Source organism: Streptomyces sp. NPDC033174 (assembly GCF_055577795.1).
Genome location: NZ_JBVIPQ010000001.1, coordinates 923,101 through 939,615 on the forward strand (window position 1 = coordinate 923,101; position 16,515 = coordinate 939,615).

Below are 16,515 nucleotides of genomic sequence, written 5' to 3' on the forward strand. Positions count from 1 at the left end.
ATCAGTCTCCTTGGGCGGGGGCGAGGGGCGGGTTGGCCGGTGAGTACTCGGGGGCTGACCAGCGCAGGGGGCTGGCCGCCTCGGTCCGCACGGTGTGGTGGATGTCGAACCGTGTCGTGCGGCCGTGGAGGCCGAACTCGGTGCGGGCGGTTCCGGTGAGCTGGAGCGTGGTGCCGGTGGTCCAGTCGAGGAAGAGCAGTCCGGCCCGGCCGTCGGACTCCAGGTTGCCCAGGGTCAGGAACATCGCGTTGCCGGGATAGTCCTGCCAGCTGAGGGCGGTCGGCGAGTCGACGTGGACGAAGCCGGGGTTGCCGCCGCGGTGACTGGCGTCGACCCCATCGGGCGCGGCGGTCGCGATGAAGAAGGTGTCGGCGGCGCGGACGAACCGTTCCTGGTCGGGGTCGAGTGGTCCGCCGCGCCGCACGGCACCCGGCCCGGGGCCGGGAACGGGCTCGTACAGTTCGCGCTTCTGCAGGTACTTCGGGCAGTTGGAGAAGACCTGCTCGGCGGCGACGGCGAAGCCGCGCGCGGTGGGGCGCGCGGTGCCGTTGAGCCGCATACGGCGCCGGGTGCGCGGGTCGAGGGCGAGGGTTCCGACGGGGGTGCCGCCAGGGGTGATCGCCCCGTCGAGCGGGTCACCCTGCGTCAGGCCGCCGGCGACCGACACGGCGTGCGGTCCAGTGGCCCGTACGAATCCGGGCTTCCCGGTGAGCAGTGAGCTCCACACCCGGCCTTCGCGGTCGGCGGCGCCGAGCACCAGCATGGGCTGGAGCTCCAGGAAGGCGGCCGCGACGGGGCGGATGCCGGGGCCTATGGAGCGGGCGATGTGCTCCGCGCGTTCGCGGACGCCCGAGCGGGTCTGCACGGCGAGGGAGCCGGCGTGGTACGGGTCCATGAGGAGGTCCTCTCAGGGTGCGGGGCCCCCGCGTCCGGGCCTCGGGCCCTCGGCGCGGGAGCGCGTTCGGGTGGTGCCCACCCGCTCCGCCCGGGCGCAGCGAGTGCCCGCAGCGGGTGCGACTAGAAGAAGCCGCACGTCGGCGCCGACTCGGACGGCGCTTGAGCGCCCTCGGCGCCGGTGGGGGCGTAGATCTCCAGTCGGGTGCCGTCCGGGTCGTGGAAGAAGATCCCGCCGGAGGCGGAGCCCTCGCGGTGGGCGACCACGCCCTCGTAGGCGAAGGAGACGTCCCGGTCCTTCAGCCGGGCCTCGGCGTCCTTGACCCGCTCGATGGAGTCGACCTCGAAGGCGAGGTGGTGGAGGCCGGCGAAGCGCGGGGAATACGGGCCGTCGGCCTGCTGCCAGAGGGTGAGGACGAGCCGGCCCTCCTGGCCGAGGAAGGCGTAACGCTGCCCCTTCTCCTTGCCCTCGCCGATCACCTCGAAGCCGAGGACGTCCCCGTAGAAGGCGAGGGACCGCTCGATGTCCGTGACGTTCAGGCCGATGTGGCCGGTGCGCAGGGTGCTGGTCGCCGTCATGGCGTTCCTCTCTCGGCAGTGCGGTTCCCGTCGGTGTGACCTAACCGCTGAATTCGACTTTAGAGGTTAGGCCTGGCGAGCGTCAACCACTCACGTACTCTTGAGGGGTTAGCAGCGGGGGCAGACAGAGAGGAGATGCCGGGATGTCCGTTTCCGATCCGCGGCCACTCGTCGGCGAGCCGGTCTCCCTCGACCTGCTCAACACGCGGTGGAACCACGAGGGCGTCCGCCAGGACCTGCTCACCGACACCGACGGACTGCGCGTCTGGCTGGCGTCCAACGGGCTCGACGACCGCTTCACCGCCGACGCCACGACCCTGCGCCACACCCTCGCCGCCCGTGACGCGCTGAGCGCGATCGTGGACCGCCCGGGCGACCCGAGGGCCGCCGCCCTGGTGGACGCCGTGCTGGGACACGGCCGGATCAGGGCCACGCTGAGCGCGGACGGCCCCGGCGAGGAGGCCGAGTTCGCCCAGCCGGCCTGGGGCCCGGGCTGGACCGCCGCCCGCGACTACCTGGATCTGCTGCGCACCGCGCCCGACCGGATCCGGGCCTGCGCCCACGAGGCGTGCATCCTGCACTTCTTCGACACCTCGCGGAACGGCACCCGCCGCTGGTGCTCCATGGCCGCGTGCGGCAACCGCGCGAAGGCCTCGCGTCATTACGCTCGTACAAAAGACAACTAAAACGAGCCAAGTACCCGTCGACCTGTACGGGTTGAGGGCGGTATGCGCTCTGTGGCGCATGTCCAGCGGTGGCGGATGTGCGCCACAGCCGTATCCCACCCCTCGACAAGTCTCCACAAACCCCTGTCACTTACGAAAGGGTGAGCGGTCATCCGGCACCGTATTCCGGACCCTCTCTTTCACATACAGGGATGTAGATGACCACCCCCGAATCCCAGAGCTCCATATCCGGGCGCTCGAAGCCCGGGCACAGACGCGCGGCCCGTGTGGCCGCCGCCGCCGGCCTCGTGGCGGCGCTCGTCGCGACCGGCGCCGCACCGGTCCTCGCCGCCGACGACCCGGCGGGCACTCCCCCGGTCAAGTCCTCCGACGCGGCCGACAAGCTCGGCTCGACCGACGCGCAGCGGCTCGCCGACGCGGAGGCCAAGGGGCAGAAGTCCGTCACCGTCCTGATCGCCACCGCGCCCGGCGCGACCGAGCAGGTCGCCGACCAGCTCGACGCGATCCAGGGGGCGTCGGTCGGCAAGACGCACGACAAGCTCGGTTACGTCCGGGCCACCCTGCCCACCGGCCGGGCGGACGCCGCGATCAAGGCGGCATCCAAGCTCTCCTCGGTCCAGTCGATCGACCTCCAGGCCGAGATCAAGCTGGACGATCCCACCCCGGACGCGGGCACCACCGGACCGGCGGGAGCGGCCACCGCGGCCACGTACCCGGCCCCGGGCGCGCAGACCCCGGCGAAGAACCCGTACAACCCGTCCTTCGAGACCGGCGCGGTGGACTTCGTCAAGGAGCACCCCAAGGCCGACGGCCGCGGCGTGACCATCGGCATCCTCGACTCGGGTGTCGACCTCGCCCACCCGGCGCTGCAGAAGACCACCACCGGCGAGCGCAAGATCGTCGACTGGATCACCGCGACCGACCCGCTGACCGAGGGCGACGCCACCTGGCGTGCGCAGATCTCCCCGGTCGACGGCCCGGTCTTCACCGCCGCGCAGCAGAGCTGGAAGGCGCCCGCGGGCTCCTACCAGTTCAGCCGCTTCAACGAGGCGATCACCGCGGGCGGCGACCCGGCGGGTGACATCAACCGCGACGGCGACAAGACCGACCTCTTCGGCATGTTGTACGACGCGGCCGCCGGCACGGTCCGCGTGGACACCGACCAGAACAACGACTTCACGGACAACGAGCCGATGAAGCCGTACAAGGACGGGTACCAGATCGGCTACTTCGGTACCGACAACCCGTCCACGCCGGTCGCCGAGCGCACCCCCTTCGTCATCGAGATCCGCAAGGACGTCCCGATGGACGCCGCGGGCCCGGACTGGGAGGGCAAGAAGGCCGACTTCGTCAACATCGGCGTCGTCGAGTCCTCGCACGGCACGCACGTCGCCGGTATCACCGCCGCCCACAGCCTGTTCGGCGGCAGGATGAACGGTGCAGCGCCCGGCGCGAAGATCGTCTCCGCCCGTGCCTGCACATGGTCCGGCGGCTGCACCAACACCGCCCTCATGGAGGGCATGACGGACCTCGTCGAGAAGCGTGGCGTCGACATCGTCAACATGTCGATCGGCGGCCTGCCCGCGCAGAACGACGGCGACAACGTCCGCGCCCGGCTCTACACCCGCCTGATCGACGAGACCGGCGTCCAGCTGGTCATCTCGGCCGGCAACGAGGGCCCCGGCATCAACACGATCGGCGACCCCGGCCTGGCCGACAAGGTCATCTCGGTCGGCGCGGCCATCTCCAAGGAGACCTGGGCCGCCAACTACGGCTCGGCCGTCGAGAAGAAGTACGCCATGTTCCCCTTCTCCTCGCGCGGTCCGCGTGAGGACGGCGGCTTCACCCCGACGATCACCGCCCCCGGTTCGGCCGTGAACACCACGCCGACCTGGCAGGCGGGCTCCGGCGTCGCCGAGGCCGGCTACACGCTGCCCGCCGGCTACGGCATGCTCAACGGCACGTCGATGTCCTCGCCGCAGGCCGCCGGCGCGTCCGCGCTGCTGCTGTCCGCCGCGAAGCAGAAGAAGATCGAGCTCTCCCCGCTCACCCTGCGCACCGCCCTCACCAGCACCGCGAACAAGATCGCCGGTGTGGCCGCGCACGAGCAGGGCTCCGGCCTGATCGACATCAAGGAAGCCTGGCAGTCGATCGAGGCGGGCGCGACCGCGCACGACTACAAGGTCACCGCCCCGGTGGACACCGCGATCTTCCCGGCCCCGCACACGGGCACCGGCATCTACGACCGCGAGGGCGGTCTGAAGACCGGCAAGAAGAAGACGTACGACGTCACCATCACCCGGACCTCGGGCCCGTCATACGGCGTGCGGCACGACCTGAGCTGGAAGTACAACGACGGCACCTTCAAGGCCGCCACCGCGTACGACTACATCACCCTGCCGCTCAACAAGCCGGTGACCGTCAAGGTCGAGGCCACGGCGAAGACCGCCGGCGTCCACAGCGCGATCCTGCAGCTGGACGACGAGCGCACCGAGGGCATCGACAAGCAGATCCTGTCGACCGTGGTCGCCTCCCAGCAGCTGGCCAAGCCGGGCTACTCCTACTCGGCGACCGGCTCGGTGCAGCGCAACAGCCACAAGTCGTATTTCGTGACCGTGCCGCAGGGCGCCAAGTCGCTTGAGGTGGCGATCGGCGGGCTGAAGGAGAAGAGCCAGACCCGGTTCATCTCCATCCACCCGTACGGTGTGGCGCTCGAGGACACCGCGTCCAACGTCTGCTACCCGCACTACAACCCGGCCAACACCTGCCGTCCGGACCTGCGCTCGTACGCGGACCCGACGCCGGGCGTCTGGGAGATCGAGGTCGAGGCCCGTCGCACGTCGCCGGACCTGGACAACCCCTACAAGCTGGACGTCACGGTCCTGGGTGCCGCGTTCGACCCGGCCACCCAGACCGTCCCGGAGGCGAAGGTCGGCACCCCGGCCGCCGTCGAGTGGAAGGTCACCAACGGCTTCGCCGCGCTGGAGGGCAAGCTGAAGGGCGGCTCGCTGGGCTCCGCGAAGGTCGAGACCCCGACCATCAAGCACCACGAGCAGCAGACCCGCGAGATCACGATCGGTGAGGGCGTCGAGCGTCTGGACGTCGTCATCGGCAACACCTCCGACAAGGCGGCCGACCTGGATCTCACGGTCTACAAGGGCGCCACGAGGGTCGGCCAGTCCGCGGACGGCGACTCGGAGGAGGCCGTCTCCCTGGTCAAGCCGGCCGCCGGCACGTACACGGTCGTCATCGACGGCTACTCGGTCCAGGCGGCCGAGGGCACCACGTTCGACTACAAGGACGTCTACTACTCCGCCTCGCTCGGCACCGTGAAGGTCGACGAGTCGAAGTCGGTCCAGCTGGCGAACGGCGCGAGCGCCCAGGTCGGCGCCGAGGTGCTGGTCGCCGGCGCCGCGCCCGAGGGCCGGCAGTTCTTCGGCGAGGTGCAGCTGGTGAACGCGCGCGGAACCATCGCGGGCACCGGCAGCGTCGTGATCACCAAGGTCACGCCGTAGCACTGTTGTGAGAAACACGGGGGCGGGCGTCCGTAGGGCGCCCGCCCCTCTCATGTGCGCCACCGTCCGTCCATCGGACAATGGATTGGACAAGGCGGCCGTGGTCATACGCATCATGGACGCGGCACCCACGCCGCAGGCACGTATGAAGGAGTTCCAGGTGAAGGTCGGAATCGTCGGAGCCACCGGTCAGGTCGGCACGGTCATGCGCAAGATCCTCACCGAGCGCAACTTCCCGGTCACCGAGCTGCGCCTCTTCGCCTCCGCCCGGTCCGCCGGCAGCGTCGTGGACGGCGTGACGGTGGAGGACGCCTCGACGGCCGACTACACCGGTCTGGACATCGTGCTCTTCTCCGCCGGTGGCGCCACGTCCAAGGCCCTCGCCGAGAAGGTCGCCTCCCAGGGCGCCGTCGTGATCGACAACTCCTCCGCCTGGCGCCGCGACCCCGAGGTGCCCCTCGTCGTCTCCGAGGTCAACCCGCACGCGATCAAGGACCGCCCCAAGGGCATCATCGCCAACCCGAACTGCACCACCATGGCTGCGATGCCCGTCCTCAAGCCGCTCCACCAGGAGGCCGGCCTCGTCGCGCTGATCGCCACCACCTACCAGGCCGTCTCCGGCTCGGGCGTGGCCGGCGTCGCGGAGCTGCGCACCCAGGCGTGTGCGGTGGCCGAGAAGGCCGACCAGCTGGCGTTCGACGGCGAGGCCGTGGAGTTCCCCGAGCCGGGTGTCTACAAGCGCCCGATCGCCTTCAACGTGGTCCCGCTCGCCGGCTCCATCGTCGACGACGGCTCCTTCGAGACCGACGAGGAGCAGAAGCTCCGCAACGAGTCCCGCAAGATCCTGGAGATCCCGGAGCTCAAGGTCTCGGGCACCTGTGTGCGGGTTCCGGTCTTCTCCGGGCACTCCCTCCAGGTCAACGTCCGCTTCGAGCGTCCGATCAGCGTCGAGCGTGCCTACGAGCTGCTGAAGGACGCCGAGGGCGTCGAGCTCTCCGAGATCCCGACGCCGCTCCAGGCGGCGGGCAAGGACGCCTCGTACGTGGGCCGCATCCGCGTCGACGAGACCGTCGACAACGGTCTCGCCCTCTTCCTCTCCAACGACAACCTTCGCAAGGGCGCGGCGCTGAACGCCGTGCAGATCGCGGAGCTGGTCGCCGCGGAGCTCGGCGCCTGACCTCTGGGCGCCCGAGCGCTCAGCGCCTGACCTCGAAGTGGAAGCAGCCGTACTCGACGGCCCTGACATGCACCAGGGCCACCTCCGGGTCGGCGAAGGCCTCCGCGAACGCCGCGTCGAACCCCTCGTCGGCCGCCTCCGGGATCTCCAGGAGGCGGCCGCCGGCGATTCTGCCCTCGGAGTCGTAGCGCCGGACGGTGCGCAGGACGCCGGGCCGGGCGAAGGGGTACGACTCCGGCTCCCCGGGCCCCTCGCACTCCTCCGCGTGGATGAAGACCGGCCCCTGCTCGTCGTAGGCGCCGGGCCGGGCCCAGGTCTCGGCGGCCCACCTCCGCAGCGGGGCGTACGAGACGAGCGCGATCCGCTCCCCGATCCGGCTGGGCCGCAGGCAGCAGCGCAGCGGGTCGCCGCCCGCGAGGTCGATGTAGGGCTCACAGGGGCGGCCCGCGTCGTCGCTCGCGCGGAGCTCCTTCAGCGCGGTGGGGTGGATGGGCAGGGCGGTGTAGGTCGTCATGGGGCCAGCCTCCGCGTGTGCGCGGGCCCGTGCTGGCGGAATTCGGTCGTGGCGTTCGCCCGGGGCCGAACCGGAGCCCCGTCCGCCATCCGGACGGCGTGGAAGGATGGCCGCAAACGTCACGAACCGAGGAGATGACCGGGTGCCTGGCACAAACCTGACCCGCGAAGAGGCGCAGCAGCGGGCGAAGCTGCTGACGGTGGACGCGTACGAGATCGACCTCGATCTGTCCGGCGCGCAGGAGGGCGGCACCTACCGGTCCGTCACCACCGTCCGCTTCGATTCCGCCGAGGCCGACGCGGAGACCTTCATCGACCTGGTGGCTCCCACCGTCCACGAGGTCGTCCTGAACGGGCACGCGCTCGATGTGGACGCCGTCTTCCAGGACTCGCGGATCACCCTCGGCCCTCTGCACCAGGGCCGCAACGAGCTGAAGGTCGTCGCGGACTGCGCGTACACGAACACCGGTGAGGGCCTGCACCGGTTTGTCGACCCGGTCGACAACCAGGCCTACCTGTACACCCAGTTCGAGGTGCCGGACGCGCGCCGGGTCTTCGCCAGCTTCGAGCAGCCGGACCTCAAGGCGACCTTCCAGTTCACGGTGAAGGCGCCCTCCGGCTGGACGGTGAACTCCAACTCGCCGACGCCGGAGCCCAAGGACGACATCTGGGTCTTCGAGCCGACGCCCCGCATCTCCACCTACATCACCGCGCTGATCGTCGGCCCGTACCACTCGGTGCACAGCTCGTACGAGAAGGACGGCCAGTCCGTTCCGCTGGGCATCTACTGCCGTCCGTCGCTGGCCGAGTTCCTGGACGCGGACGCGATCTTCGAGGTGACGCGGCAGGGCTTCGACTGGTTCCAGGAGAAGTTCGCCTACGACTACCCCTTCGCCAAGTACGACCAGCTCTTCGTGCCGGAGTTCAACGCGGGCGCGATGGAGAACGCGGGCGCGGTGACCATCCGCGACCAGTACGTCTTCCGCTCGAAGGTGACGGACGCGGCGTACGAGCGCCGTGCCGAGACCATCCTGCACGAGCTCGCGCACATGTGGTTCGGCGATCTGGTCACCATGGAGTGGTGGAACGACCTGTGGCTGAACGAGTCGTTCGCCACCTACACCTCGGTCGCCTGCCAGGCGTACGCGGAGGGCTCGCGCTGGCCGAACGCCTGGACCACCTTCGCCAACTCGGAGAAGACCTGGGCCTACCGCCAGGACCAGCTGCCCTCCACCCACCCGATCATGGCCGAGATCAACGATCTCGAGGACGTGCTGGTCAACTTCGACGGCATCACCTACGCCAAGGGCGCGTCGGTGCTCAAGCAGCTGGTCGCCTATGTGGGCCAGGACGAGTTCTTCGCGGGAGTGCAGACGTACTTCAAGCGCCACGCGTTCGGCAACACGCGCCTGTCCGACCTGCTCGGCGCGCTGGAGGAGACCTCCGGGCGTGACCTGAAGACGTGGTCGAAGGCGTGGCTGGAGACGGCCGGCATCAACATCCTGCGCCCGGAGATCGAGACGGATGCGGCCGGCGTCATCACCTCCTTCAAGGTCCGCCAGGAGGCCCCGGCGCTGCCGGCGGGCGCCAAGGGCGAGGCGACGCTGCGCCCGCACCGGATCGCGATCGGTCTCTACGAGCTCCGGGACGGCAAGCTCGTCCGCACCGACCGCGTCGAGCTGGACATCGCGGCCGCCGAGCTGACCGACGTACCGCAGCTGGCCGGCACCACCCGTCCGGCCGTCGTGCTCCTCAACGACGACGACCTGTCGTACGCGAAGGTCCGCCTCGACGAGATCTCGCTGGCCAACGTCACCCAGCACCTGGGCGACTTCACCGAGTCGCTGCCGCGGGCGCTGTGCTGGGCGTCCGCCTGGGACATGACCCGGGACGGCGAGCTGGCCGCCCGCGACTACCTGGAGCTGGTGCTCTCGGGCATCGGCAAGGAGAGCGACATCGGTGTGGTGCAGTCGCTGCACCGCCAGGTGAAGCTGGCGATCGACGTGTACGCGGCGCCGCAGTGGCGCGAGACGGGTCTGACGCGGTGGACCGAGGCGACGCTGGCGCATCTGCACTCCGCCGAGCCGGGCAGCGACCACCAGCTGGCATGGGCGCGCGCGTTCGCGGCGACCGCCCGCACCCCGCAGCAGCTGGACCTGCTGACGGGCCTGCTGGAGGGCACCGAGACGATCGAGGGCCTGGCGGTGGACACCGAGCTGCGCTGGGCGTTCGTGGAGCGGCTGGCCGCGACCGGTGTCTACGACGAGACGGAGATCGCGGCCGAGCTGGAGCGTGACCGGACGGCGGCGGGCGAGCGCCACGCGGCCACCGCGCGCGCGGCCCGGCCGACCGAGGCGGCGAAGGCGGAGGCCTGGGCGACGGTAGTGGAGTCCGACAAGCTGGCCAACGCCGTGCAGGAGGCGGTCATCGCGGGCTTCGTCCAGACCGACCAGCGCGAGCTGCTCGCCCCGTACGCGGAGAAGTACTTCGCGTCGATCAAGGACATCGCGGCGACCCGCAGCCATGAGATCGTCCAGCAGATCGTGCTGGGCCTCTACCCCTCGCTCCAGGTGTCCCAGGAGACGCTGGACGCGACCGACGCGTGGATCTCGGCGAACGACCCGGCTCCGGCGCTGAGGCGCATGGTGACGGAATCGCGCGCGGGCGTGGAGCGTGCGCTGAAGGCGCAGGCGGCGGACGCGGCCGCCGTGCAGTAGACGCACAAGCGGAAGGCGCCCCGGACTGCTCCTGGTCCGGGGCGCCTTGGCGTTCGCGGGTATTTCCCGAGCGCTTCCCCGGGAGGTGACGGGGCCTCAACTCCGGTGGCACGTTCACATCATGACCCGCTGTCAAGAGTCGTGCACAAAGCCGATAAGCTTCCGGGCCGTTGACCAATGATCTTTCACTTTCGATCGTTTGAGGGTTCTGATGGTTCGAGAGGGATCGTCGCCCGGTAGTTCAGGGCCCACCTCACCCGTCATATGGGCGGTGCCCGCCGTCGTGACCGCCGCGGGCACCGCCATCGCCGTCTCCTTGGTGACCGCGCCGGCCCGCGCCCCGATGGCCTGGCTGGGCGCCATGGCCTTCGTCGCGGTCGCGCTGTCCTGTGGCGTGGCCGCCCGACGCGGCCGGACCGTCGCGGAACTCCGCGCCACCGTCGCCGCACAGCGCACGGCCCTGTCGCTCCAGGAGACCGAGACCGTACGGCTCGCCGAGGTGCTGCTGCCCGATGTCGTCGCGCGGCTGCGCAAGGGGGAGTTCCCCGAGGACGTCCTCGCCTCCCTGGAGTCCGCCGACGCCCACGGCCCGGGACCGACCCCCGAGTTCAGGGCGGCCCACCAGGCCGTGCTCCGCTCGGTGCTCGGGGCCGTCACCGCCGAGGAGGACCTGCGCGACTCGGCGCAGCGCGCCTTCGTGAACATCGCCCGCCGCGTCCAGGCGATCGTGCACCAGCAGGCCCAGGAACTCCGCGAGATGGAGGACCGGCACGGCCGCACACCGGACGTCTTCGGCGATCTGCTGCGGCTCGACCACGGCACCGCGCTCATCGGCCGGCTCGCCGACTCCATCGCCGTACTCGGCGGGGCCCGGCCCGGCCGACAGTGGAGCAGGGCCGTACCGCTCTACAGCGTGCTGCGCGGCGCCATGTCCCGGATCATCGACTACCAGCGTGTGGAGCTCCACTCGGTCTCGGAGGTCGCCGTCGTCGGCCCCGCCGTCGAACCGCTCATCCACGCGCTGGCCGAGCTCCTCGACAACGCCACCCGCTACTCGCCGCCGCAGACCAAGGTCCATCTGACCGCCGTCGACGTGAACGCGGGCATCGCCGTCGAGATCGAGGACGGCGGCGTGAGCATGAGCGAGGAGGCCCGCAGGCGGGCCGAGCGGATGCTCCGGCAGGCGCAGCAGGGCATCGACCTCAACGACCTGGGAGAGACGCCCCGGCTGGGTCTCGCGGTGGTCGGCCGGCTCGCACAGGCCTACGGCTTCCAGGTCTCCCTGCGCACCTCCGCGTACGGCGGCGTGCGCGCCGTCCTCGTGGTCCCGCAGGCCCTGATCACCGCCGCCTCGGCGGCGACGGGCGTCGCCCACGGCATCGGCACCTCCTCGGGCCCCCGGGGCGCCGTCGAACCGGCGGCCGCCGAGGCGCCGCGCTCGGCGCGTCCGGCGACCGGCCCGCAGCCGGCCGACCCGCGGACCACGGGGCCGGCCGACCACCACGCGCCCGTGGTGACCGAGCGGACCACGAACGGTCTGCCGCAGCGACGGCGCAAGACCCGTGCCACGGCGGCGCCGGCCGAGCCCGCCGTCCTCACCGCCCGGACCGCCGAGAACGCGGAGCCCGCACCCCAGGCGCAGCCGGGAATGTGGCTCGCCGCCTTCCAGAGCGGCCTGTCCGGGGAAGACCAGACCGGCGAAGGCCCGACCGGCGAGAGCCGGACCGGTGCACGCCTGAACAACGACTCGCCGGCCTCGGCGGGCAAGGGGGAACAGCTGTGAGTATGCAGCGGGCCGATATGGACTGGATGCTCAAGGACCTGGCCGAGGGCGTCCCGCAGACGCGTCATGTGATCGTGCTCTCCGCCGACGGTCTGCGGATGGCGCAGTACGGCACGGCGACCGACACCGCCGACCGGCTGGCTGCCGCCTGCGCCGGTCTGCAGAGCCTCGCCGGGGCGGTCGCCGCCGAACTCCCGCACTCCAAGGGCCGCATGAGGCTCGTGGTGATCGAGATGGACGGCGGGTTCTTCTATCTGATGGCGGCCGGCGCCGGCGCCTATCTCGCGGTCCTGGCCGACGAGGGCGTGGACGCCGGGCTCATGGGCCAGCGGATGCGGGATCTGGTGGCACGGATCGGAGAGCATCTCAGCAGCCCGCCGCGGGGTGGGGGCACCTCCCAGGCCGGGGGCGCCGGGGGAGGAACGGCCGCGTGAGCGATCCGGGCCGCGACTGGGAGGACGGCAGTCCCGAGCGGCTCTATGTCATCACCGGAGGCCGCAGCGGCGCGTCGGCGCCGTCCACACTCGATCTGGTCACCCTGATCGTGGCCAGGTCGGGGCCCAAGCCGGGGATGCAGCCGGAACACGCCGCGATCGTACGGCTCTGTCAGGCCCCGCTCTCGGTGGCCGAGATCTCCGCGTACCTGGCCCTGCCGGTGAGCGTCGTCACGGTGCTGCTCGACGACCTGCTCGCCATGGACATGGTCCTCTCACGCGCGCCCGTCGCCCCCGCCCAACTCCCCGACCTGGCATTGATTGAGGCAGTGATCGATGGACTTCAGAAGCTCTGAGCCCCTCGCGGGGCCGCGGCGCGAGGACGTACTGCCGGAGACGGCCGCGGCCGCCGTGAAGGTGGTGATCGTGGGCGGCTTCGGTGTCGGCAAGACGACCCTGGTCGGCTCGGTCAGCGAGATCCGCCCGCTGACCACCGAGGAGACGATGACCCAGGCCGGGGTCGGCGTCGACGACACGGCGGGCGTGGAGCGCAAGAGCTCCACCACCGTCGCCATGGACTTCGGCCGGATCAGCATCAACGAGGAACTGGTGCTGTATCTCTTCGGGACCCCCGGCCAGGAGCGCTTCTGGTTCCTGTGGCACGGCCTGTTCGAGGGCGCGCTGGGCGCCGTCGTCCTGGTCGACACCCGCCGGCTGGAGGTCAGCTTCGATGTGATCGGCCGGCTCGAGGAACGGGGCGTGCCCTTCGTGGTGGCCGTCAACTCCTTCCCCGGCGCCCCCGAGTACCCCCTGGAGGAACTGCGCGGCGCCCTCGACCTGCCCGCGTCGGTCCCCCTGGTCGTCTGTGACGCCCGCCGGCGCGACTCCAGCCGCGACGTCCTGATGACGCTGATGCGCTATCTGTACGCGCTCGCCGCGGCTCCGGAGGCCTCGTGACGCGCGGCGCGGCGGGATAGGGCCGTGCTTGCACGGCGAAGGGGTGTCCCTCCCCCAGGGGGGCACCCCTTCGCCGCGTCTGAAGTCCGCCCGGCGGCCGGGGGCAGGGCCGCGGCCGCCCGCCGGGCGGAAGTGGGGACGGGCCGGACGTCAGCCGTTCAGCCGCGTGTAGCGCGCCCGCAGATCGGCCGCGCCCTGCTCCGTGAGCGTGCCGTGCAGCCGCATCCGGGCCACTCCGCCGTCGGGGAAGGCGTCCAGCCGCACATGGGTGACGACGGCCTGGGCCGACAGCTTGAAGCGGTGCAGGGTGTCCGGTTGGAGCCTGGTGCGGGGGATGATCTCGAACCACTCCGCGCTCTCTTCGGTTCCGCCGTTTCGCCCCTGGAGGGCGATCCAGCCGGCCGAGTTGCCCTTGAGGTAGGCGGTGTCGATCTCGACCGCGCGCACGGCTCCCTGGGCGGCGAGACGGAAGCGCACCCAGTCGTTGGTGCCGCGGGTCCGGCGGCGGCGGTTCTCCCAGCCGTCGTCCATCTTGCGGGAGGTGCCGGGCAGGATGATCTGCGTCGGCGAGGAGTAGAACGTGTCCGAGGCGTCCTCGTACACCCCGCCGTTGAGTATGGCGACGAGGTCGAGGGTGCCGAGCAGGTCGAGCCACTCGGGGTCGGGGACGACCTCGCCGTGGACCCGGAGGCGCGCGATACCGCCGTCGGGGTGCTGGCAGAGCCGCAGATGGGTGTAGCGGCGCTCGCTGTCGACGGTGAACCCGTTGGCGGCGTGACCGCGCACCGGCGTCGCCGGGACGATCTCCTCCCACTTCACGTCGTCCGCGAGGAGCTGCTCGGGGCTGGGCGATCCCTCCACCGAGGTGGCCTGGACGGACACCCGCTGGGGGTAGTTGCCGCGGAAGTGGGCGGTGTCGACGATGATCCCGCGGATCACGCCGGGGGCGCCGAGGCGGACGATCGCCCAGTCGTGGTCCTCGGGGGCCGGGAAGACGTTCTCGGCGTCCGCGCCGCGGCGACGGCGGGTCTCCCACCCGTCCATGATCTTGCCCTTGTGGCCGAAGTGCTCGGGGTCGAACACCGCACGCTCGCGCACCAGGAGGTTCTCGCGCTCGGCGAAGAACTCGTCGTTCGCCGCGACGACTCCGGCACCGAGCCGGCGGTCGGCCAGATCGACGAGCTCGGTGAAGGGGAAGTCACCGGTGCGGTAGTCGGCGTACGGGTCGCCACCGCCGTAGGGCGCGGCGTCGTTGGCGTGCGGGTCCTGGTCCTGGCTCGGGTCGAAGGTCATACGACGACTGTGCCGCGAGCGGACGCCACAGGTCCATCGAATGTTTTCGACGAATGGATTCAGTTCTACTGAAAGATTGAGCTGCCTACTGGACGGTCTCCCTCGCGACGGCCGCCTGCCGCAGCGCCGCCAGTACCCGCGCGACGGCCGGGCCCTCCTCGGCCCCGCGCCGTACCGCCGCCACCACGTGGCGGCGGGGCTGGTCGGCGGAGAGGACCCGCATCACCACCCCGGCACGGCGCTCGGCCGAGGCCATCCTGGGCACCAGGGCGACCCCCATGCCCGCCTCGACCATCGCGAGGATCGCGGTCCACCCGGCGGCGCTGTGCGCCTGCTCCGGGACGAATCCGGCGGCCTCGCATGCGGCCAGGGTGATCTCCGACCAGGGTCCGCTCCCGCCGAAGATCCACGGTTCGGCGGAGAGGTCGTGCAGCCGCAGCCCCGGCGCGTCGGCGAGCGGGTGCCCGGCGGGCAGGGCCACGTCGAGCGGGTCGGCGAGGAGCGGGACGCGGGCGAACTTGGGGTCGCGGGCGGAGGGGGCGTGCGCGGCGAGCGAGAGCGCCAGGTCGACCTCTCCGGCCGTGAGCAGTTCGTACGCCTCGGCGGCCTCGGCCTCGCGGACCCGCACTTCCAGGGCGGGGTGCGCGGTCCGCAGCTGCTGCACGGCCGGCACCACCAGAGCGGGTACGGCCGTGGAGAACGCCCCGACCCGGACCTCACCCGCCTCGCCCCGAAGATAACCCGTCAACTCGGCGTCGGCGCGCTCGAGCTGAGCGAAGACGGCCTCCGCGTGCCGCAGCACCAGATGCGCGGCGTCGGTGAGCCGCACGCGCCTGCCCTGCGCCTCGAGAAGCTGGACGCCGAGCTGCCTGGCGAGATTGGTGAGCTGCTGCGAGACGGCCGAGGGGGTCATGAGCAACGCCTCCGCGGTCGCGGTGACGGTGCCGCGATCACGGAGGGTGCGAAGGATCTGGAGCTTCTTGATGTCCCACTCGGTCATGGGAGGGGAACTTACCCGGGTCGTCCCTCGCGGCTGGCGCCGAGCGCGACCCCGCCCAGGATCAGCGCCATGCAGAGGGCTCCCAGCGCGCCCAGGTCCTCGCCGAGCACGACGTACGACAGGAGCGCCACGCAGACCGGCTGGAGGTAGTAGACGACTCCGGCACGGGTGGCGCCGATCAGGCCGACGGCCTTGTTCCAGGCGAAGAAGGCGACGGCAGAGGAGAGGACGCCGACGTAGAGGAGCGGTCCGACCGTGCCGGTGGTGGGTTCGAAACCGCCCTGGGTGGCGAGGCTGACGCCGTACGCGGGCAGCAGCATCAGCGCGCCGAGGGCGAAGGTCGCGAAGAGGAAGGCCAGTTGGCCGATCTCGGCGGGGCGGCGCTTGAGCAGGGCGCTGTACGAGGCGAAGCAGACGGCCGCCGCCATGATCCAGAGATCACCGGTGGCGAACTCCCTGGCGAAGGAGCCCTCGCTCACCAGGAGGAGCACCCCGGCGCAGGCGATCATCATGCCGGTGGTGCGGCGGGCGCCGAGACGGGCGCCGCCGATCCGCGCGTACACCGCCATCAGGACGGGGGAGGCGGCCATGATCATGCCCATGTTGCCCGCGGAAGTGGTGAGCCCGGCCTGGTTGACCAGGGTGTTGTAGACGGTGACGCCGAGCAGCGCGGCCAGGGCGACGAAGCCGAGGTGGCGGCGGAGCAGCTGACGCTGGTCCCAGGTCGTCCGGGCCGCGAAGGGGGCGAGGGCGGCCAGTGCGACGATCCAGCGCCAGAAGGCGTGCTGGACGGGCGGGACGGAGTCGTGGAGGGCGCGGGCGGCGACGAAGCTCCCCGACCAGACGACCGTGGCGACGGCCGCGAGGAGGAGACCGGGCCCGGCCCCCCGGGTGACGCGCCGCGCGGTCATCGGCTCCTGGGTACGGACCCGTTCGAGGAGTGTCACGGTCGCCCTTGCCTCTCTTT

14 protein-coding genes are annotated in these 16,515 nt (G+C 71.2%); 8 read left to right on the forward strand and 6 right to left on the reverse strand.

The window, feature by feature from the left end:
- Position 1 precedes the first annotated feature (1 nt).
- The gene (locus tag ACZ5VC_RS04265; protein WP_469118553.1) at positions 2-895 is read right to left on the reverse strand and encodes a pyridoxamine 5'-phosphate oxidase family protein; all 894 of its coding nucleotides are present in this window, start codon (positions 893-895) and stop codon (positions 2-4) included.
- Between the two features lie 122 nt (positions 896-1,017).
- A complete protein-coding gene (locus tag ACZ5VC_RS04270; protein WP_469118554.1) occupies positions 1,018-1,473 on the reverse strand; it encodes a VOC family protein in 456 nt (151 codons plus the stop codon).
- Between the two features lie 143 nt (positions 1,474-1,616).
- On the opposite strand from ACZ5VC_RS04270, the gene ACZ5VC_RS04275 reads away from it, so the two are divergent.
- From ACZ5VC_RS04275 to ACZ5VC_RS04285, 3 genes are all read left to right on the forward strand, one after another.
- Entirely contained in the window at positions 1,617-2,159 is a 543-nt protein-coding gene (locus ACZ5VC_RS04275) for a CGNR zinc finger domain-containing protein (protein ID WP_468705998.1), read from the forward strand.
- A 197-nt stretch (positions 2,160-2,356) separates the two neighbouring features.
- Complete coding sequence (locus ACZ5VC_RS04280) at positions 2,357-5,674, forward strand: S8 family serine peptidase (protein WP_469118555.1); 3,318 nt, start codon at positions 2,357-2,359, stop codon at positions 5,672-5,674.
- 160 nt (positions 5,675-5,834) lie between these two features.
- Positions 5,835-6,851 carry an aspartate-semialdehyde dehydrogenase gene (locus ACZ5VC_RS04285; protein WP_469118931.1) on the forward strand — a complete coding sequence of 339 codons (1,017 nt, stop codon included), beginning with the start codon at positions 5,835-5,837 and terminating at the stop codon, positions 6,849-6,851.
- A 19-nt stretch (positions 6,852-6,870) separates the two neighbouring features.
- Here the strand turns inward: ACZ5VC_RS04285 and ACZ5VC_RS04290 are convergent, their stop codons facing one another.
- Entirely contained in the window at positions 6,871-7,365 is a 495-nt protein-coding gene (locus ACZ5VC_RS04290) for a DUF1203 domain-containing protein (protein WP_469118556.1), read from the reverse strand.
- A 142-nt stretch (positions 7,366-7,507) separates the two neighbouring features.
- Here ACZ5VC_RS04290 and pepN point away from each other — a divergent pair, with 142 nt between their 5' ends.
- From pepN to ACZ5VC_RS04315, 5 genes are all read left to right on the forward strand, one after another.
- Positions 7,508-10,081: an aminopeptidase N gene (gene pepN, locus ACZ5VC_RS04295; protein ID WP_469118557.1), complete on the forward strand. Its 2,574-nt coding sequence runs from the start codon at positions 7,508-7,510 to the stop codon at positions 10,079-10,081.
- Between the two features lie 211 nt (positions 10,082-10,292).
- Complete coding sequence (locus ACZ5VC_RS04300; RefSeq protein WP_469118558.1) at positions 10,293-11,864, forward strand: sensor histidine kinase; 1,572 nt, start codon at positions 10,293-10,295, stop codon at positions 11,862-11,864.
- A 2-nt stretch (positions 11,865-11,866) separates the two neighbouring features.
- Positions 11,867-12,298, forward strand: coding sequence for a roadblock/LC7 domain-containing protein (locus ACZ5VC_RS04305; protein ID WP_469118932.1), 432 nt, complete (start codon positions 11,867-11,869; stop codon positions 12,296-12,298).
- Positions 12,295-12,654: a DUF742 domain-containing protein gene (locus ACZ5VC_RS04310; RefSeq protein WP_469118559.1), complete on the forward strand. Its 360-nt coding sequence runs from the start codon at positions 12,295-12,297 to the stop codon at positions 12,652-12,654. Before ACZ5VC_RS04305 ends, ACZ5VC_RS04310 begins: the two co-directional genes overlap by 4 nt.
- Entirely contained in the window at positions 12,635-13,255 is a 621-nt protein-coding gene (locus ACZ5VC_RS04315; protein WP_469118560.1) for a GTP-binding protein, read from the forward strand. The genes ACZ5VC_RS04310 and ACZ5VC_RS04315 overlap by 20 nt, the downstream gene beginning before the upstream one ends.
- A 150-nt stretch (positions 13,256-13,405) precedes the next feature.
- Here the strand turns inward: ACZ5VC_RS04315 and alc are convergent, their stop codons facing one another.
- The 3 genes from alc to ACZ5VC_RS04330 form a co-directional block, all read right to left on the reverse strand.
- Positions 13,406-14,548, reverse strand: a complete 1,143-nt coding sequence (gene alc, locus ACZ5VC_RS04320; protein ID WP_469118561.1) for an allantoicase — start codon at positions 14,546-14,548, stop codon at positions 13,406-13,408.
- A gap of 85 nt (positions 14,549-14,633) precedes the next feature.
- Positions 14,634-15,548, reverse strand: coding sequence for a LysR family transcriptional regulator (locus tag ACZ5VC_RS04325; protein WP_469118562.1), 915 nt, complete (start codon positions 15,546-15,548; stop codon positions 14,634-14,636).
- A gap of 11 nt (positions 15,549-15,559) precedes the next feature.
- On the reverse strand, positions 15,560-16,459 hold the full coding sequence (locus ACZ5VC_RS04330) for a DMT family transporter (RefSeq protein WP_469118933.1): 900 nt from the start codon (positions 16,457-16,459) through the stop codon (positions 15,560-15,562).
- Between the last annotated feature and the right edge of the window lie 56 nt (positions 16,460-16,515).